The organism is Paenibacillus sediminis (assembly GCF_017873765.1).
Taxonomy (GTDB): domain Bacteria; phylum Bacillota; class Bacilli; order Paenibacillales; family Paenibacillaceae; genus Paenibacillus_AG; species Paenibacillus_AG sediminis.
This window is the reverse complement of sequence record NZ_JAGGKP010000003.1, coordinates 25,440-49,764: the sequence shown is the minus strand read 5'-3', so window position 1 is coordinate 49,764 and position 24,325 is coordinate 25,440. Positions and strand designations below refer to the sequence as shown.

Below are 24,325 nucleotides of genomic sequence, written 5' to 3'. Positions count from 1 at the left end.
CCAAAAGAGGTAAATGACTATGATACTAGAAGTTGCAATTCTACAAGTTAGAGCTGGATTGACAGATGAATTTGAAATTAATTTTAAACAGGCCTCTCAAATCATTTCCAAAATGAAGGGCTATATTAATCATGAATTACAAAAGTGCGTGGAAGACAGAAACAAATATATTTTATTAGTGCGTTGGGAAACACTTGAGGATCATACCGTTGGCTTTAGAGGATCTGAAGAATATCAAGAATGGAAGCAATTGTTACATCATTTTTATGATCCATTTCCGACAGTTGAACATTTTGAAGGGATTGTCTAGACACATTTAAAGTCAAAAGGAAAGTAAGGCATTCAAGTGATATTGTTCAAGAAGACTCGAAGAAGGCAGGAACAGCAGATAACACCGTATTCACGCTGCATCGCTGACGTTCCTTGGTCCGACCGATGCAGAAGTGCCGTGGGTAATTCAGTCGGACAACCCTGCGAGGCTAAGTCTGGCGACCCGTTCCCTTCGGTCACTTAAGCCTCTCGGGCTCGTGAATACAAGAACGTTATCTGCAATTGGTGAGTTCAAGTTCATTATTAAAATACGTTTTCTCTAATAGGAGGCTCAAAATCTTGATTATCTTTGCATTTATTTCTATTTATCTAATTCCAATATTAGGCTTCTTGTTCGTTGTAGCATTATTAAGAGCAATAAAAAAAATTGTCAAAGACAAATCATATACAACAGAAGTATTTTGGAGTGGCCTTCTATTTGGTCTTATCGTTTGGTGTATTGCCGTAGTTGCAATATCCAATGAATTGTAAGGACACGGGTATGGAATTAATTAAATTAATGAAATTGATAGCAACTTTAGATACCGTAAAAAAAGACCGTAAGGATAAACCTGAAGAACATATTAGAGTACCAAGGTAGAACAAATAAGAGCGAGTTTGTAAGAAGATCGAGGAAGACACGAACAGCAGATAACATAATATTCACGCTTCGGCAGACTAGCTGCCTCGGTTCGCCCGAAGTAGAAAGTGCCGCAGGTTAATTCAGGCGAACACACCCGCACCACCTAACCGCATCGCGGCCGTCCCTTCGGGCTTAAGGTGGTGGGACGTCGTGAACACAAGAACGTTATATGAAAGGGATGCAATTAAATGAAACTCTTATAACAATAGGGAACAGTGATGTCCCCTATTGTTATTTTTTGGATAGGAAGGTTCTTGAAGGTATTTGTCGTATTTTAAGAAATAACAATATTTTCTAAGGGGTGTTTTAATGTCGGAAGTTTTAACTCAAGATTGGCTTAAAGCAGAATTTGAAACAAAGGAAGTAGTTATTACACTCTTTCCTTCAGAAATAAAAAAGAAAATACATTCATTTGAAGAATTTGAAGCATTGATTCAGAGTGAAAATGATTATTGGTCTAAATTGTCGGGTAATTCTTCATCATATAATACTTTATATAGAATATGGAATCATTATAGTGGTATTAATAATAATCTAAATCAAGTAAGAAGTTATGCTGCGAGCAATCAAAACCATGCATCTTCTTGCCTTCTGAATGCAATTACACAAGCAAGCATTAACTATTTTCCTGCTGTTCACTCTTCAACGAAAGAAGGTCAATTTCTTTATAATTTAGGCAACCCAGAAAGATCTGAGACGGCTGCTTCGTATTTATTTGATCCTAATTCAAATCGAATACAAAATATATTAAATATTCAAGGCATTATTGATGCATATTTTTTTAGAGATGTAAAGAAACAATTAAAACGAGACACTAATCAATTTGTAGATAGCGAAGCTGCTTCAATTGAAGCTCTTAAATCTAATCTGACAACAGAAGTTGATAATATTATTTCTACCTATACTAACAAAAAGGAAGAACTAATATCTGAGATAGATACACGGAATCTCGAGTTAAATACTTTGAAATCAGAACAAGAAAATACACTAAATAAACTTCATGACACGCATAAAGAAAAACTAGAATCAATGTATATATCTCAAGAAAATCATTTTTCAGAACTTGATAAGGAATATCGGGAGAATATTAAATTATCAGCTCCTGCGCAATATTGGGCAGACTACTCAAATGAGTATTCAATAAAAGGTGATAAGTGGAGAAAATGGTCGATAGCCACATCTATTATCTTTTTGATTTTTTTAACGGCCTTATTACTTAGTGGGTCAAATTTATATTTTGTTAGTAATAATACTTTAAATATCAATGCTGTCAAAGATGCAATTCTGATAACAATGATTACTTCAATATTTGTATATTTTATTCGTTTGTTTGTAAAACTCACTACCAGTTCATATCATCTTGCAACTGATGCAAAAGAGAGAGAACAGCTTACATATGTTTATCTTTCATTGGTAAGAGAAAAAGGAGTAGCTGATTCTGATAGAGCTATTGTTCTGCAAGCTTTATTTAGCAGATCAGATACAGGATTATTAAAAGGGGATTCAAGCCCTGCTATGCCACAGGATTTTGGAAGCTTAATAAATAAAATCAAACTTACCAATTAATTTAATAGTAACTCGAAGAGGGATCCCCATCATATAACACCATATTCACGCTTCGGGGCATTCGCCCCTCGGTCCGGCAGAAGTCCGATGTGGATTCGACGAGGGATTTCAGTAGCATGGAAGCGGAATCAGCCGGATACATCCCTCCACTTAACCGCATCGCGGCCGCCCTTCGGGCTTAAGGTGGAGGGACGTCGTGAATACAACAACGTTATAAGAAATTGGCGCAAGGAATTTAAAAATATCCATTAAACACATTTTAGGAGGGATGATCCAACTGAAGACTAAGATCTTTATATTAATAGGAATACCTGTCCTTCTTATCTTTGTAATATTAATGTTTATATCTTTGCCATGGTTATTAATATTTACAGGAATTCAGTTTTCACCTAATCCACCAAGTCCACAAGTCAAATATGGTGAATTCCCTATTCATTTGGTTTATGAAATAGATGGACAACGAAAGGAAATCAAAGATACATTAATTTGTGAATATGACGGTATTGGTGCAAATGAAGGACACGGGAAGTATCGTAAATGGAAGGCTCATTTAGCAAGCGAAAATGAGAAACTAGTTTTATTGAATGTCGAGAAGCCTATAGGAATCGTTTTTAGTAGAATTAAGACCTTAAATCAAGTAATTTATTACGACCCAGGGCCAGCTTGGTATTACATGGGAGACGGCAATGGTTATACACATGAATTTCCAAATGCATCGTTCAAAGAACAATATCAAGATGGAAGTGGCGCGAATGGTATTATTCAAGCTAATGAATTGTTAGAAAAATGCAATATTAAACTGATAAGTTGGGACTATACAGAACCAATAATTAATAATTTTACCTCAAAGAAATGAAAGTGGATTCAAAGAAGGCGCCAACATCTTATAACAAAGTGTTCACGCATCGGGCATCCGCCCTCGGTCCGCAGAAGTGAATCGGGGAAGTATAGGCTGCGGACACGTTCATCTCCCTAAGATAAGAGCTATCTAAGGGAGATGAACGTCGTGAACACAGAACAGTTATAAGAAATAGCCGCAAGAACATAAAGCCCCACAACCGAAATAGTAGCATCAAATACATAGAAGTAAACTTAGTTATAAAGAAATAACATTAATTAACGAAAAGAGGACATGTTTAATGCCAAATGGGACAGTTATATTTTTAAATGGAACTTCGAGTTCTGGGAAAACCAGTATTTCATTAGAATTACAACAAATTTTAGACGAACCGTACTTACACATATCAGTAGACAAGTTTTTATATATGCTGCCGGTTGACTACATTAATGGAGGTAAGCCATGGGAGGCAACTAAAGAAGTAATGTTTAAAGTTATAAAGGGAATGCATCATGCACTTCCTGCATTAGTTGCTACTGGAAATAACATAATTGTTGACCATGTACTCGAAGAAAGACAGTGGTTAGAAGAATGCGTTACGTTATTAGCGGATTATAAAGTGTTGTTTGTTTCAGTAACTTGTTCACTAGAAGAACTCCAACGAAGGGAAAGAGAAAGAGGAGATCGGAATATTGGTCTTGCAAATTATCAGTATAATCTAGTTCATACACATGGTATTTACGACTTGGAAATAGATACAGAATACAATAAGACTCAAGAATGTGCACTACAAATCAAAAGGTGTTTGCTTGGAAGTCCTCATTTTAATGCCTTCAAAGAATTGAAGCAAAGAGTATGCAACTGAATGAATATTGTAAAAATCGTAATTGTAAGTTATTCGAAGAAGGCTGCTACATCCTATAACACCGTATTCACGCGGTGGGCATTCGCCCTTGGTCTGGACCGAGGGATTTCGGGGAAGCGGATTCAGCCAGACAACTCCTGCGAGGCTAAGTCTTCGACCCGGCTCCCGTTGGTCGCCTTAAGGCTCTCGGGTTCGTGAATACTGAGAACGTTAGCTGAAACCACCAAAACTCTATAAGATTTATGAACTAAAGGATGTGATTGAATGAACTCACATCAATACGTTAATAGATTAAGAAATTATCAAATAATAATAAATGGATATGAGAACGATTTATTACTATCAGGCTGCGACTTGCATGGTTCAAAGAAACGCAAAGAAATGCTTCAAACAGTTTTGAATAGAATGATGAGCTTTTTGTCGAAGCTACAATTGAAAATTTTCCACAAAAAAACATATGATTGTTCAGGCAATGCTGTCTGTAAATGGGTATGGAAAGACGAAGGAAGAGCTAACAAGGCCGCTGACACAGAAAAAACTTGTTTACTTTCAAGGATTTCTAATCTGTTTCGCAAATTATGCTGACAAAAAAATACATAGAATGGTGGTCACAATCGTGATAAAGAGGGGACGTAGAATTCGGATTTGGGTAGGCTTGCTGCTGGTGAGCCTGCTGCTATTTTCGGTTGAACCGCAAAATCAAGCTGGAGCAGCCTCATCCGGAAATAACACGAGCCACTATGATGTAGTGGTTATCGGAAGTGAAGTTGAAGGCGCCTTACTTGCCAAAGCAACGCATAATCTTGGATTGAAAGTGCTCATTCTCGATCCTAGAGAGAAACCAGGCGGTCAAATGATTCAGGGGAAAATGCTGGTCCTCGACGAGCCGAACACGAACAAGAAAAAGAGTCTAGTACAAGGGGAAATGAAACGTCTTTATGATAGTTATAATGCGGGAACGATTCGCAAGGATGCGGATTTCGAGCGTTATTATAATAGTTTAATCAAAGGCATTCCTTTGGCGAGCGGCATACATATTGTAAAAATAAACAAGGAGAATAAGGAAGGCTCCGGTAACTCTATCCAATCCCTGACCTATCAAAAGAAAAACAAAATCACGTATACGATTGACGCGAAATATTGGGTGGAGAATACCGATTTTGGAGCATTAACTTCACAGCTGGGCGTTAAACGGATTCCGGGCGTGGAATCGATCTTTGGCGGTAAACAGCCGGAGTATATGGCAGCCACTTACATGCTTAAGTTTAAAAATGTTAACTGGCTGGAACTTCATAATGCTACGCTGAAGGATTATCCGCTGACGAAGCTGGAACAAAAATACGGCTCCAATACTTACGTCGATTATGACTTCGGGACAGGATTCAGCAATATCACTAACAAATACAAACCTTCGGATGCTCAGCTAAGGCTGCGCGGGATTAACTCCACCTATCAGAAAAATGGGGAAGTCATCATGAATGCCCTGCTGATCTATGATGTTGATCCTGCCAATGAGAAGTCTGTAAACTCTGCTATCAAGAAAGCCCGAGCGGAAGCTCCGAAGATTTTGAAATTTTTACAGAAAAATATTCCAGGGTACAAGCATGCTCAGCTTAACGGATTTCCGGATTATTTGTATATCCGCGACTACAACCGTTACGAAACCGACTATGTGCTTCAATATGAGGACTTGATGGGCGGTAAAATGTTTTGGGATAACGTCAGCATCGGCGGATATGCGATAGACATTCAGGGAACCAAAAAGATTCCGAACGGCAAAGGCTACGGCAAACCGGATCAATACGGTATACCGCTGCGTTCTTTTGAACTGAAAGGGTATGACAATGTACTCGTAGCAGGTAAAAATATCGGAGCTTCCATCAAAGCTTACGGCAGCGCCCGAATTACGCCGACAACCGCGCTTGCGGCGGAAACGATCGGTATCATCCTGGGCCATGAATTGAATCAGAAGCCGCTTCGCGAACTAACTTCAGCCGATTTTAGACGGATTCACCAGTATTTGAACAAAGATTATCATATCGATTTGGATTAGGCTAAAATAAATAGGAGAAAACGGGAACGAAGCGGAAAGGACAACCCTACATGACGACAAGACTTTATTACGATAACGCCGGGCTAAAGGAATGGAAGACCACCATTGCCGGGGAGATGGAGAGGGAAGGAAATTATTACGTCAAGCTGGAGGAAACGGCTTTTTATCCGGAAGGGGGCGGACAGCCTTATGACACCGGGTGGATCAGCGGTATCCCGGTGCTTGAGGTGGAGGTTAACGAAGAAGAAGGGGAAGTTTGGCACAAGGTAGAAAAGCTGCCTGCGGAAATGGAAGTGAACTGTGTCATCGACTGGGAACGCCGATTTGATCATATGCAGCAGCACAGCGGTCAGCATTTGCTTTCCGCCGTTTGCCTGAGTCTGCACGGAGCTACGACCTTAAGCTTCCATATGGGGGATGATCACAACACCATCGACGTGGACACACCGGAATTGACGACGATCCAACTTGATGCTCTGGAGCGGGAGGTAAACCGGCAAATTTACGCTAACCGGAGAATCACCAGCTATTTCGTGAGCCAAGAGGAAGCGGCTTCGCTGCCGCTTGTTAAACAGCCGAAGGTAACGAGCAACATCAGGATCGTGGAAATTGAAGGAATAGAATACAATGCCTGCGGGGGAACCCATGTCTCTTTTACAGGTGAAATCGGCATGATCAAGCTGCTTAAAGTGGAGAAGCAGAAAGGGCATACACGGATCTATTTCAAATGCGGAACTCGGGCGCTGAAGGAGTTTAACGACAGTCTGGTGATTTTGAACGCGTTGGCAGCCAAGTTCAATACCGGTAAGGATGAAATTCTGGACCGTATCGGAAAATGGGAAACCGAACAGCAGGGTCTTAAGTCAGAGCTGGCTGCGCTAAAGGAAAAAAACGATCAATATGTGGCAAGGGAGCTTCTTGCTCAGGCCAAAGAAGGCATGATCGCCCAAATCTTTGAGGAAAAATCATTGAAAGACACACAGAACCTGGCGGTGAAGCTCGCCGCGGACAGCGGGCTTCCGGTCCTGTTCCTGACAGGCGGAGACAACAAAGTTATGCTTGCTTATAATGGGGATGGGGATTTGGCCTGCGGTGCATTCTTTAAAGCCCACCTGGCCGAGTTTAACGGGAAAGGCGGCGGCAGCGACAAAATGGCACAGGCCGGCTTCAGCAGCAGGGATAAGGCTGAGATTTTTTACGAGTTTGCAAGAAAAACGGCTGCACCACTCTGATCCAACAAAATAATGTTTGTTCATAGATGGGAACCTACCTCACTGGTATATAATGCATTGTAGAAAGTCCACCTTAGGCCTGCAGTAGCAGGGTAGGCGGACTTTCTTCTGATACTGGAGATCTCCACTTTCAGTGGGGAGCGTGTTAGTGCTGTCTTCTAACACCGCAGCGATCAACTTTTATTTAAAATGCGGCTTTGAAATACAAGGACGTTTAGTAGAAGAATTCTATATTAATGACCAGTTCGTTGATGATATTATGATGTTTAAGATGGTTAACTGAAAAGTGACAGATCATATTTTCGCAGAGTGGAGGGATTGCTATGAATGTGAGGCCAGTAGAGTTAGTTGGAGCGAGGGCTAAATTAGTACCGATGGAACTAAAGCACGCTCAGGGACTGTTTGAAGCGGGAAACTACCCGGAAATTTGGGAGTTTACTCAGGGCAATATACAAACCTACGATGATGCGGTCCTTTATATCGAAAAAGCTTTAAACAGCGAAGTGACGTTACCTTTTGTCATTATCGATCAAGATTCTAATCGAGTTGTTGGCAGTACAAGATTTTATGAAATATCTGACCAAAATCGAAGTTTAGAGATTGGTTCGACATGGTTAACTCCAAATGTATGGAGAACGAGGATCAATACGGAGTGTAAATATCTTTTGTTGGAGCATTGCTTTGAAACATTAGGAACGATTCGTGTTCAGATTAAAACGGACTTAAGAAATATGAGATCACAGCGAGCCATTGAGAGATTAGGAGCTGTCAAAGAAGGAGTTTTACGGAATCACATGATTTTACCGGATGGGTATGTACGTGATTCCGTTTTTTATAGCATTCTTGATAAAGAATGGGCTGGGGTAAAAGAACGTCTAAAAGGTTTCTTATCGAATTAGAGTTGGAGGACCTTCACATGCATCATACAATCGTATGGAAACGGGTAAATGATTTGGGTTTGGAGTACTGTAACATATCTTTCGCTCAGTCAACAACCATAGAAGGTAAAGTGATTGGTGCAGAAGAAAATGACAAATTTTTTGTTAACTACAAAGTCCAATGTGATGAAGTGGGGAACACCCGTGAAGTATATGTTATTTTTCAAAGTGAAAATAATAGTGGAACTCTTCGAATCTTGCGGGATAGCGATGATCAGTGGGTCTTGAACGGGATTCCAATGAGTGATTTAGCAGGAATAAAAGATATTGATATCGGCGTAACGCCTTCGACGAACATGTTGCCCATCAGACGTTTAAATCTAGATGTAGGAGATTCGCAAATCTTTACGACAGCTTGGGTAAGGTTCCCGCAGTTAACAGTTCAGCCACTTAAGCAAAAATATGAACGAATTAGCGAAGATACATACATTTATAACTCGATTGAGAGCGGCTATACAGCTCGGGTCAAAGTCGATTTGAACGGTATCGTTGTAGATTATGAAGGGGAATGGGTATGGGCTTGAATGAGAAAAAAATTTGTATTATCGGCTCAATGGGCAGTGGTAAAACAACGATTGCGAAGAAGATTTCATCAAGAACACAAATCCCGCTGTATCAGACAGATAATTTTGTATGGGATCGAAGTGAATTTAATAAGAAATATCCTGCCCATGTGAGAGATGAGATCTTAATAAAGGCGAGATTAGAAGACGCATGGATTATTGAAGGCGCTCATTATCAGTGGGGATTTGAAAGCTTCGAACAAGCTGACGTGATCTTTATTTTGAATCCATATGTATTCATCCGTGATTGGAGAATGGTTAAGAGATTCATTAAAACAAGAGTGGGTTGGAAGAATCAAATTATAAGCAGACGCTATCCAATTTAATCAGGCTTATTGAACTGAATCATAAGTACGAAATCGATAAAGTGTTTGAAATTACTGAGAAATATGCAAATAAGCGGATTGTTCTAAAGAACAGCCAACATATTTTGAAATACATTTCATCTCTCTAGGGATTGGAGCTGAGTTGATGTACAAAGCAATCATTTTCGATATCGATAACACGCTGTTAAATTATAGCTTCAGTGAGCATCATTCGATGAAGCAAGCACTTACAATTCATGAGCTGCATCCTGATCTAGTATGGGAAGAGTTTTGGGGTACCTTTGGACCTATCAATTTTAATTATTGGATGAACAAAGATGCGAATAAACATAACATTTATCAGATCCTCGAGTACTCTTTCACAGATACTTTTAAGAAGTTGAATAGAGATACTAGCGTGTCTAAAGAGATCGCGCAGACCTATTGGAACTTATTTTGTAATACGTGCGACTTAGAGCCGAATGCGGAGACGATTTTGGAGCATCTTCATAGAGATTATTCTTTAGGTGTTATTACGAATGGGATCGGAGAGGCGCAGAGAAAACGTCTTGAAGTGGGCAACTTGCATCATTACTTCGATTCATTAGTCATTTCTGATGAAGTCGGTTATGCGAAACCGGACCCGGCGATATTCGAGCTGGCACTGAATGAATTGAAAGTAGATTCCAATGAGGTTCTATTTATTGGAGACTCTTTAACGGATGATTACAGAGGAGCGGTAAATGCGGGTATCGACTTCTGCTTCTACAATCGAAATGACCAGCGACTCGAAGGACAAGAAAGTCCTAAATATGTAGTTAAAGATCTGCTCGAGATTAAGAGTTTATTTAAGTGACATATCTATTCAGCAAGTCAAAAACAATAAATTGGAATTAAAAGGATTCTGTAAATTAGTGTCGAATGTTCTGAATACCATATTCAAATCAGGAAGGAAGTTCGACACTATGACCGAACAAAGTTTAGAGTTGTTTAAAAGGAACAAACTCATGGTCAAATTGCTTTGGGGCTGTTTGGTGCTGGGCATCGGGGCATCTTACAGCAGTATGGACACCATTATTACACTGTTGATTTATGGCTTGCCTGTAGCGGTCATCTGTTCTGTCCTTGCACGGATGAGGCGTGCAACAGACCGTTATGGACGAAATGACTTATGTGGCATCGATTACCGAACAATCTGCGGCTTCCGTTGAGGAAGTGTTGGCGAGTACTGAAGAGCAAAACAGACGAGTTGGCGAAATAGTAGAGAGCATCGGCGAACTTACCGAGCTGATCAGTAATCTAAAAGCATTGACTTCCTAAGTTTTGTACATATGTCTCTATAATGAAGAACGCACCTTTCCTTGAAGGAACAGGTGCGTTCTTTTGTTAAGTTTGAATGGAACGCTCTGATGCAAGTTTAGTCTTACGTCTCACTGTAAGATGAATAACGGGTAATAGCACAATCACCTAAGAAAGGAGAGCATAGATTATAATCATGACAGCAAGAAATAGAATCATAAGCGACTTTAACCGGCAATCGTGCCATATAGCAGATATGCATTAAGTCCGGCAATGATGATTGCCACGATCCATGAAAGTGAAGATAACCATTTTGGAGCAACAAATTCGCCCATTTTCTTCTTATCCGCAGTAAACATGACCAGTGGAATAACGGCGAACGATAGCTGTAAGGAAAGGATGACCTGGCTTAAGATTAACAAATCCCCGGTACCTTTCTCTCCGTAAATGCCAATGACTAAGACGGCAGGAATGATGGCAATAAGACGAGTGATCAATCTTCTCAGCCACGGTTTAAGCCTAATATTCAGAAAGCCTTCCATAACAATCTGTCCAGCGAGTGTCCCGGTTAACGTCGAGTTTTGCCCGGATGCCAGTAATGCGACTGCAAAAAGCACGCCGGCTATACTTGAACCAAGCAAAGGATTAAGCAATTGATAAGCATCTTGAATTTCGGCCACTTCGGTATGTCCTGTGGAGTGAAATGCCGCTGCGGATAAGATGAGAATGGCCGCATTGACGAAGAGTGCCAGCATGAGAGCTACCGTGGAGTCAATGGTAGCGAATTTGATAGCAGAACGTTTACCTAGTGATGTTTCCTCGTATTTTCTAGTTTGTACGATGGAGGAGTGAAGATACAGATTGTGAGGCATGACGGTGGCTCCGAGTATCCCTAGTGCAATGTACAGCATTTCAGGATTTTTGACGATTTCCGCACTAGGTACAAAGCCGCCAAGTATGCCACCGACATCCGGTTTCGAGAGAAACATTTCGATACCGAAACAGACAAAGATGGTCATGATCAAGGAAATAACAATGGCTTCGATGTAACGAAATCCTTTATTTTGCAGCAGTAATACGAGAATGACGTCTAAGGATGTAATCAAGACACCGTAAAGCAGCGGTATGCCAAATAATAAGTTTAAAGCAATGGCTGAACCGATCACTTCAGCGAGGTCGCAAGCCGCAATGGCGAGTTCGCATAAAAACCATAGCCCGAAATTGACGGGTTTGCTGTAATGATCACGGCATGCCTGCGCAAGATCTCTGCCAGTAGCAATGCCAAGGCGAGCTGTAAGCGATTGAAGCAATATGGCCATTAAATTAGAGATGAGGATAACAGACAACAAGGTGTAGTTAAAAAGCGCTCCTCCGGCTAAATCGGTCGCCCAGTTTCCTGGATCCATGTAGCCTACGGCCACTAAATATCCCGGACCCGCAAATGCAAGCAGTTTCCGTATAAAGCTCCCCTTTGTCGGGACTGGCAGTGATTTGTATACCTCTGGCAAACTGGGTTCGGTTCTTTTTCTTCTCCATCCCGAAGAAGGGGGGGAGGAGGTTCGTACTTCTTGAACTGCAGACTCCATTTTCTCATCCTTCTTTCCATTATTCAATAGTTTTGACTCAAGGCAACAATTAGTCTAAAAAAAATGAGCTGATTGCATATGTATTACCCTGATACCTACTTTATTATCTTATTCCAAAATAGTTGCGTGTACAACAAAAATTTTACTTAGGGCAAAAATAATTGTTTACTTTTCCAGTTTTGTTATTTAAAATCATTATTAGAAAGTTTCCTTAATGCAAAATAATTGAATAGAGCAAAAACGAGAATCATTCTAGTTTCTGCATGCTGCTCCTTATTTGGAGCAGCATGTGTCATTTTAAGGGCATTGAGAATGGAAATTAATATCAATCAAGGAGAGGCGGGATTGTGTTGAAAACATCTTCATTAAACACTGTGGAAGCTCGCATGAAAGACAAGAGTTCATCTGTTCATGCTCCTTCAAGTAAGCAAAGTGTATATGGCTTCTTCAAACGATATGCCGAGGGTATTGCTGCACTGGCAAGCGGAGTTCTCATTGCCATCGCATGGGGAATCGGCCACTTTACCGAGGCGGGGTCTGTCATTATTTATTTGCTTGCTTTCGTCATTGGCGGATTTGTGAAAGGAAGGGAAGGGCTGCACACACTTATCAATGAGCGAGATTTGGATGTTAATTTGCTTATGATTGTGGCTGCTGTTGGTGCGGCCAGTATCGGGTATTGGACGGAAGGTGCAGTGTTGATTTTTATTTTTTCATTAAGCGGTGCACTAGAAAGCTATACGACGGAGCGCAGTAAACGGGATATTTCATCTCTGATGGATTTAAAGCCGGAGACGGCTATCCGCTACTATAATGGCACAGAAACGGAAATTTCGATTGAACAGCTCGAGATCGGAGATATTGTATTAGTGAAACCAGGTGAACGGATTCCTGCTGACGGTGTTGTAAGAGAAGGAGCATCTTCTATTAATCAGTCTTCCATAACGGGAGAATCCATTCCAGTGGATAAAGCGGCTGGAGATGATGTATATGCGGGCACACTGAACGGTCAAGGGGCACTATTCATCGAAGTAACAAAGCGCAGCGAATCGACTTTATTTGCGAAGATTATCCGCTTGGTTCAAGAGGCACAGAGTGAGAAGCCTGTTTCGCAAATGTTCATCGAGCGTTTTGAACGTATTTATGCGAGAAGCATCATTGTGATAACGATTTTGCTGATTGTTGCTCCGCCTTTTCTTCTTGGCAGGACGTGGAATGAGACGCTATATAAAGCGATGGTGTTCCTCGTTGTCGCTTCTCCGTGTGCGCTTGTTGCCTCGATTATGCCAGCGATGCTGTCTGCCATCTCCAACAGTGCGAGAAAAGGGGTACTCTTCAAAGGCGGAGCACATCTGGAGAACCTCGCCCGTATTAAAGTTGTTGCATTTGATAAGACAGGAACGCTGACAAACGGCCAGCCCATCGTGACGGACCTCATTCCGTTAGACGGTTACAGCGAGAAGGATATGCTTCAAGCCGCGGCCTCTATCGAGAGCTTATCCGAACACCCGCTTGCCAAAGCCATTGTGCAAGAAGCGAAAGAGCGAGGAATAAGGCTGGATTGGCCGAGTGAACTCCAATCTCTGTCAGGCTGGGGAGTGCAGGCAGAATGGAGAGGGGACACATGGAGAATCGGGAAGCCGATCATGCTCGAACACGAATTATTAACGGAAGAACTAGAGTCTGTAATTGATCGGTTAGAGGAGCAAGGAAAAACAGTAACGATTATACACAACACACGCGCTGTTGTGGGCGTGATTGCGCTGCAGGATAGTATTCGTGAGCAGGCAAAACAAGCGATCGCTGAGATTAAGAGGCTTGGCATCGAGGTGGCGATGCTAACTGGGGATCAGAAGAAGACAGCTCATAAAATTGCACGAGAAGCGGGCATCGATTTGGTGTTTGCTGAATTATTACCGGAGGATAAAGTTACTCTCATTAGAGAGCTGAAGCAAACGTACGGCCATATAGCTATGGTAGGCGATGGTATAAATGACGCGCCCGCATTGGCAACATCCACAGTAGGCATTGCGATGGGCGGAGCGGGCAGTGATGCGGCGCTTGAAACGGCGGATCTTGTTCTTATGAATGACGATATTGAGAGTATCGCCGCGGCGATCGCACTCGGCAAGCGAACAAGAACAATCATAAAACAAAATATGTTGTTTGCAGCTGCGGTCATTGCCTGTTTAATAACAGCGAATTTCATGACAGGTATCGCGTTGCCGCTTGGAGTGGTCGGACATGAAGGAAGCACAATTCTTGTTATTTTGAATGGATTGCGGTTACTCCGATAATGACCCAGTAATTAATGATTCAGGTAAAAGATAGCGATTTGCGTTCGGTCGCGCAGGCCGAGCTTGCTTAAAATTTCGGTAATGTAGTTCTTCACGGTGCCTTCACTTAGAAAAAGCTGGCTGGCAATTTCTTTATTAGACAGCCCTTGAGCGATATAAGCGACTACTGCCTGTTCGGCCTTCGTTAATCCATGGTCGGATAGCAGCTGATCCTTAGACACTGGGGCAGCAGCAGGTCGGAGAAAGGTAGTCAGCTTGCGCGCAATATCAGGATGTATAAGCATGTTCCCCTCATGAACGGTTTTAATCCCCTGAATAATGCGATCCGGCGGAATATTTTTCAGCAAATATCCGCTGGCTCCATTTTGCAGTGCCTCAATAATATAGTCATCGTCATCGAAGGTTGTCAGCATGAGCACCCGCGTTTGCGGGTACAATGCTTTGATCCGCTCTGCACCTTCCACGCCGCCCATCACGGGCATCCGAATATCCATCAGCACTACATCAACCAGTAATCCTTCACCCATCAACGTCAATGCTTCAGCCCCGTGGCTTGCCGTACCCACAACCTCAATATCTGGGTCCATTCCAACAAGTACCTTCAGACTTTCGCGGATATAAGAATCATCATCTACTATAAGCAATGAAATCATAGGATATCCGTCCCCTTCGTCTTGTAATGTTATACAATTTCCTGAATTCTTTTGGCTGGCAGCCTTGTAATGACCGTAAAGGGTTCCTCCCAAATCACTTCCAGGCGCCCTTTGACCATATTTACTCGTTCCTGCATTCCCTGCAGGCCAAGCCCTTGCTCTCTAATCGGTTTATCTTGAGGGATTACCTCACCATTATTGCTTACAGCCATCATAATTTCTGTATCGGTATACGTTAATTTGATTTGAATAGAGGTCGCATTGCCGTGACGGAGCGCATTTGTTATGGCTTCGCGAGCGTTTTTATACAGAATGACTAGCATGCTTGGATAGAGAGGGAATGGAATTCCTTCCGTCAGTAGCTGTGTATGGATTCCTGTCTCTCTGCCGACCTCCTCAAGAAGAGAATCGAGACGGTATGCATCAGAAGGACTGGATTTTGGTGAAAGCCTCTTAACCGTAGCACGCATTTCTTCCATACTGATGGACAGCTGATCACGAATTTGGTACATGATATCCATGCCCTGCTCAGGCTGGGTTGGCATTGTCTGAATGGCTGCCTCCATCATCATTTTGGCGCGAATCAACCTATGACCGATATCATCATGCAGCTGTCTTGAGATTCGCTGGCGCTCACCCGCCTCAGCTGCATCCTCGACTTGCTTCGCATACTGAATGAGCTGATTTCTCGCTTCATCAAGCTCAAAATGCTTTCTGCGCAGCTGGTCATATAAATGGATGACCTCGGAGTGATGTCCTGCGGATCGTTTGAGCAAATGAATGAGTGAAGCGAATGCGAGTAACATGATATTACATATGGAGATCCACGAAATGGGTTCCGAATGATAGGCCCAATTTAGCTGAATGACATTCAATATGAGCAGAATAAGACGGACTTCCAGCCTTGGAAGAAACAAATATCTACATAAAGGTGATATAAGGATAAACAGCATCAATTCTCCATATGTAGTCGCTAACCAAGCGGCAAAAGAGATCTCGGTAATGATGGCAGCGAGCTCGGATAGTTCTGATTTCAGAAATCGCTGCAGGGCGACCAATGATAATAGAATGAGAACATGGAGTGTATATATGCCGTTGTCATCGTAGTGATAGACGAACGAAGATAATAGGGCAGGGATAATAATGAGTCCATAACGCAAATAGTTTAGTCTCGGCGGCAAGATACATAACATCCTTTTCCAACAGGCTCTTAGCCTATCATAATTTGGAAATATTATATCACATCTTCGCTTGCTGCTAAGAGGTGACTAAAGTCATTTTATATGATGACCTTAAGTACCTGTTATAGTCATAGATTCTCGGTACAATGAGAGCAAATGAAACGATAGGGAGAGAGTAAGATGGCATTTGTAGAGCTGAAGGATGTTGTTAAACGATATGGCAATAAATTGTCTGTCGATCATCTAGACTTAACGATACAAGAAGGAGAAATTTTCGGATTACTCGGGCCGAATGGAGCGGGAAAGAGTACGACAATTCATATGATTACAGGGCTCTTGAAAATGGACCAGGGAGACATCAAGGTAGATCGAATCTCGGTGAAAAACGATTCACTGGAAGTAAAGAAAAGAATTGGCCTTGTGCCGCAAGACTTAGCACTTTATGAGACGATGTCGGCAGCGGAGAACGTTGCTTTTTTCGGTAAGCTGTACGGTCTTCGCGGTGAGCTGCTAAGGAATCGTGTCTCTGAAGCGCTGGAGTTTGTCGGTCTTCAGGATCGCGCCAAAGATAAACCGGAGACTTTTTCAGGTGGAATGAAGAGACGTCTGAACATCGCATGTGCGATTATGCACCGTCCGAAGCTCATCATTATGGATGAACCGACGGTAGGGATCGACCCACAGTCTCGCAATCATATTCTGGAATCGGTTCGTACACTGAACAAGATGGGTTCGACGATCATCTATACGAGCCACTATATGGAGGAGGTTGCAGCGCTCAGTGACCGGGTAGCGATTTTGGATCAGGGTCACGTCATTGCTTCAGGTACGCAGCAGGAGCTTAGAGAAAGGGCTTCACAGGATGAGAAAATCATCATTAAAGCTTCACATATTTCGGACCAGGTCATTCAAGAGCTAAGACTTCATCCGCGGATTACTAGCATCACGGCGGATAATGAGAGTATCGAGTTGTCAGTGCCTTCCTCGCAGGTTGACCTTCAAGATATTCTGTTTATTTGCGCCAAACATCAAGTCGTTATTCATTCACTGGTATGTGAAGAGCCGAACCTTGAAACGTTGTTCCTTAGCTTAACCGGACGGACGCTTCGGGATTAAGGGAGGGATGAAGATGAATAACATATGGACGATTGCACGTTTTGAACTGCTCAGATTAATTCGAATTCGATCGGTTTTGCTCAATTTATTTTTATTGCCACTAATTCTTATTTTCATATTAGGCGCGGCATTGTCGGGGGTATGGGAATCGAGTACACCTAAGGATACGGCTATTAAAACGATAAAAGTCGGAATCGTGTATGAGAGCGCAGAGAAGGGGGCTGTCACTTCAGGGCTGGGTACCTTTTTGCAGAGTGCTGAGATTAAGAAGTTGATTCTTCCAGAAACAGCTGAATCACGGGAATCCGCAGAGACAGAAATGAGATCAGGGAAAATTGATTACGCTGTTGTCATTCCTGCTGATTTTGATACGAACGTAGCGCAAGGCAAGGGAGCTTCATGGGATTTAATTCGCGGTAAAGACAGCTCGAAAAATCTAGTAGCGGAGACCGTGTTTGACTCCTTTCTAGATGAAACGAATTACAGGCAGGCTGCGTCGGTTGTCATGGGTCCAAATGCCGCAGTGGCGGCGATGAGTCAAGGCGCACAGCAGCATGAATCCTTTGTGGATACAGGTAAGCTGAGCAATCAAGGTACATCCTACTCCGCTTCGCAGTATTACGCAGCTTCCATGCTAATAATGTTCCTGCTATATTCCGGCATGACGGCGAGCAGCAGCTTATATCTTGAGAAAGAGAACAATACGTTATCTCGGCTTCAGGCTATGCCAATTTCATCTTTTCAAATTTTTGCAGGGAAAATTGTAGGCCTGAGTATCGTAGCCTTTGCCCAAGTTATTGTCATTATAACGTTCACGCATTTCTTATATGGTGTCAATTGGGGGAACAATCCGCTTCTTCTAGGTGTCATTTGTGTCCTGCTCGTTATAGCATCGATGACACTTGCGGTCATGATCACGTTGTCTGTCAAATCTCGGACTGCAGCGAACTCCATTATGCAAATTGTTACGATTGCGATGACTTTTATAAGCGGCGGCTTCTCCCCTCTTCCAGAAGGAATTTTTCAAAATATGGGTCAAATATCGGTGAATTATTGGGGAATGCAAGGCATGCTGCGAATGATGCTGCATGAAGATGTCTCACAAATCATGCAAACCATTCTCATGCTGGGCGGGATATGTGTTCTATTCATAGGAGCAGCAACGTTTACGTACAGAAAGGTGGGAGGTTACCGTGCATAGTTTTACGATCGCTTGGAATATATTGAAACGGATGGTCGGCACGAAGAAGAAATTTGTCGGATTTATTATTTTACCGTGCGTAGTCATTGCGCTATCTATATTTCTATTCGGTAAATCAGATTCAAGAGCAGCTGTCATTGTATACGTGAATTTAGATAAAGGTTCAGCGGGTGCACATTTGATTACGGAATTGTCGAGAAACGATAGCTATGTTCTGAAGGAGATGGATAGCGAGGAACAGTTGAAGGCTTCGATTATTCATCAAAAAGCGAAGGTCGGAATGACGATTCCTTCGGGCTTTAGTGAACAGTTGAAGGGCGCAGCAGTGCCTAAAGTACAGCTCTATGATTTATCGATTAGTGAGGAATCTATAACATTACAAATGTCTTTGGACAGAATCATTGGACATTTATCGAGCACAGCTCAATTGTCGTTATCCCAAGCGAAGGATGCTGACACACAGACTGCGCTGCTGAATAAAACGCTGGAACAAGTGGAGAAGCATCAAGTGAAAGGGAACATCGTTGATTTGCAGTTGTACCCGAAGCCAGGGCTCAGTAATATTACAGGATTCACATTAATGTTCATGATGGGACTAATTACAAGCTCCATTACGTTAATTGTGAATGACCGCAGACAGCGGACGATGGCCCGTATGTTTACAGCTCCTATTCGTTCTTATCAGATTGCGTTAGGAAATTTTATGGGAAGCTTTCTTGTTGGTTTGGTACAAATCGTTCTCGTCATTGCCATTAGCCGCTGGGTGCTTGGATATGATTACGGTATTCCATTCGGAACACATGTTATTATTTTGGGAGCGTTCATGCTGGTCGCGATGGGAATTGCAAGCACTGTGGCTGGATTAGTCCGAAATCCGAGACAGGCGGGTATGCTCAACTCTATCATCATTACACCGACCAGCATGCTAGGCGGCTGCTTCTGGCCGCTGTCGATCATGCCGGATTACTTGCAGAAGGTAGCAAATTTCATCCCGCAAAAATGGGCAATAGAAGCGATTGATACGGTAGCATCAGGAGGGACGATTACAGATATTTGGCTTTCGCTATCGATCTTGGCGCTTATGGCAGTTACGCTACTGGCGATCGGTTCAACGATCCTTCGTCCTAGCGAAGCGGGATCAGGGGCATAAAATAATAGAGGGCCCCGCCCGTCAAAATGGAATTATAAGCGGATTCAAGGTGGTATTTACCGGGTGACATATGTATACCCACGATGGTATAGTGTCTTTCGGATAAAATTTTCTTCATGCCCTTTTTCCGAATGTCCGGAAAGGGCATCTTTTTTTTGTGACGATTATCTTTGGAATAATTCAATCCATTCCTTATCCGGTCCAGTGATGAAAAAGTATTTATAACCGTTCGGAAGTGTGACAATTTCTTCGTCAAGAAATGGCGCACCGAGTTCCTTAAGGCGGTTGTATTCCTCGTTAATATCTTCTACGTTAATGGCAAAGTGATGGACAGTCGCTTCAGATGGCAGATCGTAGCTGTATCCTTGAATCAGTTCAATTTCAGTCTCATCCGTACCGTTAAATCCTAGAAATGTCAGTATTGATTTAGGCTAATGATAGCACTTAATTCCAACTTGTCAAGTAGGATTAAATGTGTTTAAATGGTTGAAAAACAATAAAAGAGGCCCTCTTCAACGTGAAGAGAGCCTCTTAGGTTCATATGTCGATTTATCTTGTCATTTCCTTGTACTTAAGGTACATAAATAGACGCCAACGTGTGATCATGCCGAACGCTAATAGAAAGAAGAGAGCGCCAGTCTGCGGAACAGAGACATACTCTTGGATGACCTCGTGCAAGGCAAATCGAACGGCGAGCAGTCCGAACAGAATGAAGGCAAATCCTCTGGAGCGCTGGGCAAATATTTGTCCGTTCATTTTTTCGAATTTCGTGCTTCGAATGAGCGGAATGGAGAAAATAAACCATCCTACGAGAAAAGCAATTACTGCCCATAAGATTGGAACGCGCATGAAAGGGAAGAAGAACATAGCGAATCCCGTCGCCATACCTAGCGGTGGAATAATAATTTTTCGAATTGTAACAGGTCTATGGCTTGCCTTCAATCGTATGAAAATCGTTAACAGAGCCATAATGAGCGCCCCGAATGTCGTCGTGATTTGCAAATATGAGGGATTAATATGTGCCACTTGAAGAAGCCCTCTCTTTCTCTAAGGAAAATTTATCATTGCCCATTATATCACATTCGCTCTGGCATATATAACTATATTGCCCAAAATGTAAATATAAAAACAGCAGCTTATGATTAGATAAGCTGCTGTTCGTGCGTGTTAAATATCAGATTGTGCGATAAATGTATTGTAATTGACGAATTCGTTAATTGGTTTGCGATAACCGCGCGGTCTAGGTTTAGATACGTCTTCTTTACCAATTGTAATGAGAAGCACAGGCTCGTAACGACTAGGTATATCAAGTACGCTTCTCATCTTTTCTTGATCAAAGCCGATCATGAAACATCAATTATTATATATAAGCTAATTACTTAACGTAAGTATATAACATTTCCACAAAGACTACAATGCCAATTTCGGCAAAATATGCAAATGACAAAAAAAGCTTCCGTTATGGAAGCTTTAGCTTTACTGTTTAATGTTTAATAATGTTTAGCAGGATAGAGCTGATATGACGCAGCTACACTCGTAAGTCACAATGATGTATGCTCGAAGTTTCAATTTGAATCGTCGTGTGTTCAATATGAAATTTTTCTTCAATACGGCGAATCGCTTGTTGCAATATGTTCTGCCCATCTTGATGATCCTCAACGATTAAATGGCAGCTTAATGAATCAAGACCGGAAGTAATCGTCCAAATGTGAAGATCATGAACCTCCAGAACGCCTTCAATGGCCTCGAGCGTTGCCTTCACTTCACTTTGATCTATACGGCTTGGTACGCCTTCCATTAAGATATGAACAGCATGTGTGATGACGCTCCAAGCGCCTTTGAGAATGAGCAGTGCAACGATAACGCTAATGATTGGATCGGCGATATACCAGCCAAACCAATGCATAAGAAGAGCAGCAATAATGGCTCCTACGGAACCGAGTGCGTCACCGATAATATGCAAATAAGTGCTGCGTAAATTCGCATTATTTTTTATGTCGCTTTTACGAATAAGTGACCACGCGCTAAGCATGTTGGCTAGAAGACCAACGATCGCAATGAGCATCATTGTACCGCTCGCTACAACCGGAGGGTTCAGAAACCTATAGTACGCTTCCCGAATAATAAAAGCCGCAACGACGAAGAGAGTGACACCATTGAACAGGGCGGCAAGGATTTCAAACCGGTAAAATCCAAATGTCTTCTGCGGCGATGCCGGCTTCATGGCAAAACGCAGCGCAATCAGACTTAGCACAATCGCTCCAGTATCGCTAAGCATATGACCGGAATCAGATAACAGCGCTAGACTGCCGGTGAACAATCCGCCGAGGAATTCCAAAATCATGATGCCAGCTGTAATAATCAGGGCGGTTGTTAATCCTTTGCGATTGCCTTCTGTCACTTCATGGTGATGGTGGTGTCCATGTGTATGATGATGCCCATGGGAATGGCCGTCGTGAGAGTGATGATGGTGATCATGAAGATGCATTTCACGTTCCTCCTTAACGATGCTCCGAGTGGTGAATGGCTTGATTCAAGAGTGCGATGACATGATCATCATCACAGCAATAGATGACCGTGTTCCCTTCACGTTTGTTCTTCACAAGTTTTAAATTACGCAGAGTACTTAATTGATGAGAAACAGCAGATTGGGACATGCCCAGTACTTCAGTAATGTGACTCACTGTGCATTCCTCTTGGGATAACAAATAAAGAATTCGAACCCGTGTAGGATCTGATAAAGCTTTAAAAATGGTGGATACGTTCTCTACCGTGTCTGCAGATAAAAATAAATGTTCAGCTTGGTTCATAAACAAACCTCGTTTCCTAAACATGAGCATATGTTCATATTTAAATTTTGCCACAAGAAATCGAGAGATGTCAATAGTTGTAAGCCTATAGCTAAATTATTCTGAAATGATGTACAGAAATAATGAAGTATTAATTCTTTCTGGCAGAATCGCCATTATGTAACATCCTATAAACAAATAAAGAAAAATAAAGGGAGGTATGATAAAATAGAACTAATAGTGAACAGAAGTGTAAGTTGACACAAACAACTGTTATTTATATAATTGCAGTGAATTTGAAGGGTGGTTCTCATGAACAGCGAACTGACTATAGCCATTCATTGTCTTATCTGGTTAAGTATGCATACAGACCAGATGGCTAACAGTGATACGATTGCGCAAAGTGTAGCAACCCATCCAGCGAGAGTACGCAAGGTGCTTAGTATTTTGCGTAAAAATGGATATGTAGTTACCAAAGAAGGTACAGGCGGAGGATATATGCTGAGCTGCAATATCGATGAAGTTAGCCTTGGTGATCTGTATCGACTTCTAGCTCGTGGTTCTTTGCAGCCTCATTGGTGCTCCGGCGATTCAGAACAAAATTGCAAAGTTTCCGCCCATATGCAAAATGTGATGAATGAAGTATATGGTGATGCCGAGCGCAGCTTGGAAAATCATCTTGATACCGTCAAAGTTTCGGATGTGAAAGAGAAAATTGAACGCGAACATTTGTTGAAAAGCGAAGCGTAGTAGGTTTATAATTTGCCAAATGACATTAAAAGTTCCATGAGTGCTATTAACGAAAATGTCGCAAAATAAAATATGCTTAGGATCAAAAGGCCTGGGCTTCACCGTTTTTGATGTGGAGGACTGGCTCTTTTTTTGGAGTAACTGTAATGATTGTTATGACAGTACATTTTCTGTAAATAACGTGATATTTTGGTATCGAGGAATGAAGAGGAGACACTTTCGACATACCAAGGATGACGTTATTTTCAGAATAGGCAATCTAGACAAAGATCTTTGCCGCTGAAAATGTATTAAATAAAAAAGGAGATGGAGATCAAGTGGCAACAAATCTTAAACCTGAAACCATTAAAGTAATGGAAGAAAGACATTCTGTTCGCGCTTACGAATCATTTCAAATGCCTGAAGAAGATCTTAATGCAATTCTTACAGCAGCAGGCACAGCCCCATCCTCATGGAATTTGCAACACTGGAAGTTCATGGTGATTCAAGACCCAGCTCTTAAACAAGAACTGCTTCCGATTGCCAACAATCAACAACAAGTTGTAGACAGTTCAGTAACGATTGCTGTTCTAGGCGATTTGGAAGCTAACTTGAATGCACCGCTCATATATGATGCGGCTGTCAAAGCTGGTGCAATGACCCAAGAAGTTAGAGATATTATGATATCTCAAATTGAAGGTGCTTATCAAAATGCACAAATCGCTCGCGATGAAGCGATTCGAAATGCATCGCTTGCGGCAATGCAGCTGATGCTTGCAGCGAAATCTCTAGGCTACGATTCTGTACCTATGGGCGGCTTTAATGCACAAAAATTCATTGAACAATTCAACGTTCCTGCTCGTTATATTCCAGTTCTTCTAATTTCGATCGGTAAAGCGAAGAAACCAGCTCATGAATCTGGCCGCTTCCCGCTTTCCCAAATCGTTGTAAAAGGTAAATTCTAAGCTGAACTTATAGATTATTAAAAAGGGTAATCCGCCGCATACTATGC

Annotated in this window: 25 protein-coding genes and 2 pseudogenes; 19 read left to right on the top strand and 8 right to left on the bottom strand. The window is 42.0% G+C overall.

What is annotated here, in order from left to right; all coding sequences use genetic code 11:
- The first annotated feature begins 19 nt into the window (after positions 1 to 19).
- From J2Z20_RS08910 to J2Z20_RS08850, 13 genes are all read left to right on the top strand, one after another.
- On the top strand, positions 20 to 310 hold the full coding sequence (locus J2Z20_RS08910; RefSeq protein ID WP_209848408.1) for an antibiotic biosynthesis monooxygenase family protein: 291 nt from the start codon (positions 20 to 22) through the stop codon (positions 308 to 310).
- A 299-nt stretch (positions 311 to 609) separates the two neighbouring features.
- Positions 610 to 801 carry a hypothetical protein gene (locus J2Z20_RS08905; RefSeq protein ID WP_209848393.1) on the top strand — a complete coding sequence of 64 codons (192 nt, stop codon included), beginning with the start codon at positions 610 to 612 and terminating at the stop codon, positions 799 to 801.
- A gap of 460 nt (positions 802 to 1,261) precedes the next feature.
- Positions 1,262 to 2,518, top strand: a complete 1,257-nt coding sequence (locus tag J2Z20_RS08900; protein ID WP_209848390.1) for a DUF6161 domain-containing protein — start codon at positions 1,262 to 1,264, stop codon at positions 2,516 to 2,518.
- 268 nt (positions 2,519 to 2,786) lie between these two features.
- Positions 2,787 to 3,374, top strand: coding sequence for a hypothetical protein (locus J2Z20_RS08895; protein ID WP_245252160.1), 588 nt, complete (start codon positions 2,787 to 2,789; stop codon positions 3,372 to 3,374).
- Positions 3,375 to 3,657: 283 nt separating this feature from the next.
- Complete coding sequence (locus tag J2Z20_RS08890) at positions 3,658 to 4,221, top strand: chloramphenicol phosphotransferase CPT family protein (RefSeq protein ID WP_209848387.1); 564 nt, start codon at positions 3,658 to 3,660, stop codon at positions 4,219 to 4,221.
- A gap of 616 nt (positions 4,222 to 4,837) precedes the next feature.
- Positions 4,838 to 6,274, top strand: coding sequence for an FAD-dependent oxidoreductase (locus J2Z20_RS08885; RefSeq protein ID WP_342454290.1), 1,437 nt, complete (start codon positions 4,838 to 4,840; stop codon positions 6,272 to 6,274).
- A gap of 50 nt (positions 6,275 to 6,324) precedes the next feature.
- The gene (locus J2Z20_RS08880; protein ID WP_209848383.1) at positions 6,325 to 7,506 is read left to right on the top strand and encodes an alanyl-tRNA editing protein; all 1,182 of its coding nucleotides are present in this window, start codon (positions 6,325 to 6,327) and stop codon (positions 7,504 to 7,506) included.
- Positions 7,507 to 7,639: 133 nt separating this feature from the next.
- Positions 7,640 to 7,789, top strand: coding sequence for a GNAT family N-acetyltransferase (locus J2Z20_RS08875; protein ID WP_209848380.1), 150 nt, complete (start codon positions 7,640 to 7,642; stop codon positions 7,787 to 7,789).
- 40 nt (positions 7,790 to 7,829) lie between these two features.
- Complete coding sequence (locus tag J2Z20_RS08870; protein ID WP_209848377.1) at positions 7,830 to 8,405, top strand: GNAT family N-acetyltransferase; 576 nt, start codon at positions 7,830 to 7,832, stop codon at positions 8,403 to 8,405.
- Between the two features lie 17 nt (positions 8,406 to 8,422).
- Complete coding sequence (locus J2Z20_RS08865; protein ID WP_209848374.1) at positions 8,423 to 8,968, top strand: putative glycolipid-binding domain-containing protein; 546 nt, start codon at positions 8,423 to 8,425, stop codon at positions 8,966 to 8,968.
- A complete protein-coding gene (locus J2Z20_RS08860) occupies positions 8,965 to 9,333 on the top strand; it encodes a P-loop NTPase family protein (RefSeq protein ID WP_245252158.1) in 369 nt (122 codons plus the stop codon). The genes J2Z20_RS08865 and J2Z20_RS08860 overlap by 4 nt, the downstream gene beginning before the upstream one ends.
- 145 nt (positions 9,334 to 9,478) lie before the next feature.
- Positions 9,479 to 10,168 (top strand): HAD family hydrolase, encoded by a 690-nt coding sequence (locus J2Z20_RS08855; protein WP_209848371.1) that lies wholly within the window; start codon positions 9,479 to 9,481, stop codon positions 10,166 to 10,168.
- A gap of 284 nt (positions 10,169 to 10,452) precedes the next feature.
- On the top strand, positions 10,453 to 10,632 hold the full coding sequence (locus J2Z20_RS08850; RefSeq protein WP_209848368.1) for a hypothetical protein: 180 nt from the start codon (positions 10,453 to 10,455) through the stop codon (positions 10,630 to 10,632).
- 206 nt (positions 10,633 to 10,838) lie between these two features.
- Here J2Z20_RS08850 and J2Z20_RS08845 read toward each other — a convergent pair whose 3' ends face one another.
- Positions 10,839 to 12,197 (bottom strand): Nramp family divalent metal transporter, encoded by a 1,359-nt coding sequence (locus J2Z20_RS08845; protein WP_209848365.1) that lies wholly within the window; start codon positions 12,195 to 12,197, stop codon positions 10,839 to 10,841.
- Positions 12,198 to 12,583: 386 nt separating this feature from the next.
- Here J2Z20_RS08845 and J2Z20_RS08840 point away from each other — a divergent pair, with 386 nt between their 5' ends.
- Positions 12,584 to 14,494 carry a heavy metal translocating P-type ATPase gene (locus tag J2Z20_RS08840; RefSeq protein ID WP_209848878.1) on the top strand — a complete coding sequence of 637 codons (1,911 nt, stop codon included), beginning with the start codon at positions 12,584 to 12,586 and terminating at the stop codon, positions 14,492 to 14,494.
- 11 nt (positions 14,495 to 14,505) lie between these two features.
- Here J2Z20_RS08840 and J2Z20_RS08835 read toward each other — a convergent pair whose 3' ends face one another.
- A complete protein-coding gene (locus J2Z20_RS08835) occupies positions 14,506 to 15,147 on the bottom strand; it encodes a response regulator (protein ID WP_209848363.1) in 642 nt (213 codons plus the stop codon).
- 29 nt (positions 15,148 to 15,176) lie between these two features.
- A complete protein-coding gene (locus J2Z20_RS08830; RefSeq protein ID WP_209848360.1) occupies positions 15,177 to 16,328 on the bottom strand; it encodes a sensor histidine kinase in 1,152 nt (383 codons plus the stop codon).
- Between the two features lie 180 nt (positions 16,329 to 16,508).
- On the opposite strand from J2Z20_RS08830, the gene J2Z20_RS08825 reads away from it, so the two are divergent.
- From J2Z20_RS08825 to J2Z20_RS08815, 3 genes are read left to right on the top strand one after another with little or no spacing between them, the layout of a single operon-like run.
- Positions 16,509 to 17,444: an ABC transporter ATP-binding protein gene (locus tag J2Z20_RS08825; protein ID WP_209848357.1), complete on the top strand. Its 936-nt coding sequence runs from the start codon at positions 16,509 to 16,511 to the stop codon at positions 17,442 to 17,444.
- A 13-nt stretch (positions 17,445 to 17,457) separates the two neighbouring features.
- Entirely contained in the window at positions 17,458 to 18,645 is a 1,188-nt protein-coding gene (locus J2Z20_RS08820; protein WP_209848354.1) for an ABC transporter permease, read from the top strand.
- Positions 18,638 to 19,795 carry an ABC transporter permease gene (locus tag J2Z20_RS08815; protein ID WP_209848351.1) on the top strand — a complete coding sequence of 386 codons (1,158 nt, stop codon included), beginning with the start codon at positions 18,638 to 18,640 and terminating at the stop codon, positions 19,793 to 19,795. Before J2Z20_RS08820 ends, J2Z20_RS08815 begins: the two co-directional genes overlap by 8 nt.
- A 164-nt stretch (positions 19,796 to 19,959) precedes the next feature.
- Here J2Z20_RS08815 and J2Z20_RS08810 read toward each other — a convergent pair.
- From J2Z20_RS08810 to J2Z20_RS08790, 5 genes and pseudogenes are all read right to left on the bottom strand, one after another.
- Positions 19,960 to 20,214: pseudogene (locus J2Z20_RS08810) on the bottom strand (VOC family protein); the annotation flags it as partial.
- Positions 20,215 to 20,344: 130 nt separating this feature from the next.
- A complete protein-coding gene (locus J2Z20_RS08805) occupies positions 20,345 to 20,821 on the bottom strand; it encodes a CcdC family protein (protein WP_209848348.1) in 477 nt (158 codons plus the stop codon).
- A 141-nt stretch (positions 20,822 to 20,962) separates the two neighbouring features.
- Positions 20,963 to 21,148 (bottom strand): annotated as a pseudogene (locus tag J2Z20_RS08800) (nitroreductase family protein); the annotation flags it as partial.
- Positions 21,149 to 21,323: 175 nt separating this feature from the next.
- A complete protein-coding gene (locus J2Z20_RS08795; RefSeq protein ID WP_209848342.1) occupies positions 21,324 to 22,283 on the bottom strand; it encodes a cation diffusion facilitator family transporter in 960 nt (319 codons plus the stop codon).
- Positions 22,284 to 22,296: 13 nt separating this feature from the next.
- Positions 22,297 to 22,605, bottom strand: a complete 309-nt coding sequence (locus tag J2Z20_RS08790) for an ArsR/SmtB family transcription factor (RefSeq protein WP_209848339.1) — start codon at positions 22,603 to 22,605, stop codon at positions 22,297 to 22,299.
- 291 nt (positions 22,606 to 22,896) lie between these two features.
- On the opposite strand from J2Z20_RS08790, the gene J2Z20_RS08785 reads away from it, so the two are divergent.
- Positions 22,897 to 23,334, top strand: coding sequence for an Rrf2 family transcriptional regulator (locus J2Z20_RS08785; RefSeq protein WP_209848336.1), 438 nt, complete (start codon positions 22,897 to 22,899; stop codon positions 23,332 to 23,334).
- A 317-nt stretch (positions 23,335 to 23,651) separates the two neighbouring features.
- The gene (locus J2Z20_RS08780) at positions 23,652 to 24,278 is read left to right on the top strand and encodes a nitroreductase family protein (protein WP_209848333.1); all 627 of its coding nucleotides are present in this window, start codon (positions 23,652 to 23,654) and stop codon (positions 24,276 to 24,278) included.
- Positions 24,279 to 24,325 lie beyond the last annotated feature (47 nt).

Excerpts from the sequence above, each read along its gene's own strand:
- J2Z20_RS08900 (WP_209848390.1), top strand. The coding sequence starts at position 1,262 with ATGTCGGAAGTTTTAACTCAAGATTGGCTTAAAGCAGAATTTGAAACA.
- J2Z20_RS08840 (WP_209848878.1), top strand. The coding sequence starts at position 12,584 with ATGAAAGACAAGAGTTCATCTGTTCATGCTCCTTCAAGTAAGCAAAGT.
- J2Z20_RS08795 (WP_209848342.1), bottom strand. The coding sequence starts at position 22,283 with ATGCATCTTCATGATCACCATCATCACTCTCACGACGGCCATTCCCAT.
- J2Z20_RS08895 (WP_245252160.1), top strand. The coding sequence starts at position 2,787 with ATGATCCAACTGAAGACTAAGATCTTTATATTAATAGGAATACCTGTC.
- J2Z20_RS08790 (WP_209848339.1), bottom strand. The coding sequence starts at position 22,605 with ATGAACCAAGCTGAACATTTATTTTTATCTGCAGACACGGTAGAGAAC.
- J2Z20_RS08890 (WP_209848387.1), top strand. The coding sequence starts at position 3,658 with ATGCCAAATGGGACAGTTATATTTTTAAATGGAACTTCGAGTTCTGGG.
- J2Z20_RS08870 (WP_209848377.1), top strand. The coding sequence starts at position 7,830 with ATGAATGTGAGGCCAGTAGAGTTAGTTGGAGCGAGGGCTAAATTAGTA.
- J2Z20_RS08785 (WP_209848336.1), top strand. The coding sequence starts at position 22,897 with ATGAACAGCGAACTGACTATAGCCATTCATTGTCTTATCTGGTTAAGT.
- J2Z20_RS08880 (WP_209848383.1), top strand. The coding sequence starts at position 6,325 with ATGACGACAAGACTTTATTACGATAACGCCGGGCTAAAGGAATGGAAG.
- J2Z20_RS08865 (WP_209848374.1), top strand. The coding sequence starts at position 8,423 with ATGCATCATACAATCGTATGGAAACGGGTAAATGATTTGGGTTTGGAG.
- J2Z20_RS08855 (WP_209848371.1), top strand. The coding sequence starts at position 9,479 with ATGTACAAAGCAATCATTTTCGATATCGATAACACGCTGTTAAATTAT.
- J2Z20_RS08910 (WP_209848408.1), top strand. The coding sequence starts at position 20 with ATGATACTAGAAGTTGCAATTCTACAAGTTAGAGCTGGATTGACAGAT.
- J2Z20_RS08845 (WP_209848365.1), bottom strand. The coding sequence starts at position 12,197 with ATGGAGTCTGCAGTTCAAGAAGTACGAACCTCCTCCCCCCCTTCTTCG.
- J2Z20_RS08820 (WP_209848354.1), top strand. The coding sequence starts at position 17,458 with ATGAATAACATATGGACGATTGCACGTTTTGAACTGCTCAGATTAATT.
- J2Z20_RS08835 (WP_209848363.1), bottom strand. The coding sequence starts at position 15,147 with ATGATTTCATTGCTTATAGTAGATGATGATTCTTATATCCGCGAAAGT.
- J2Z20_RS08825 (WP_209848357.1), top strand. The coding sequence starts at position 16,509 with ATGGCATTTGTAGAGCTGAAGGATGTTGTTAAACGATATGGCAATAAA.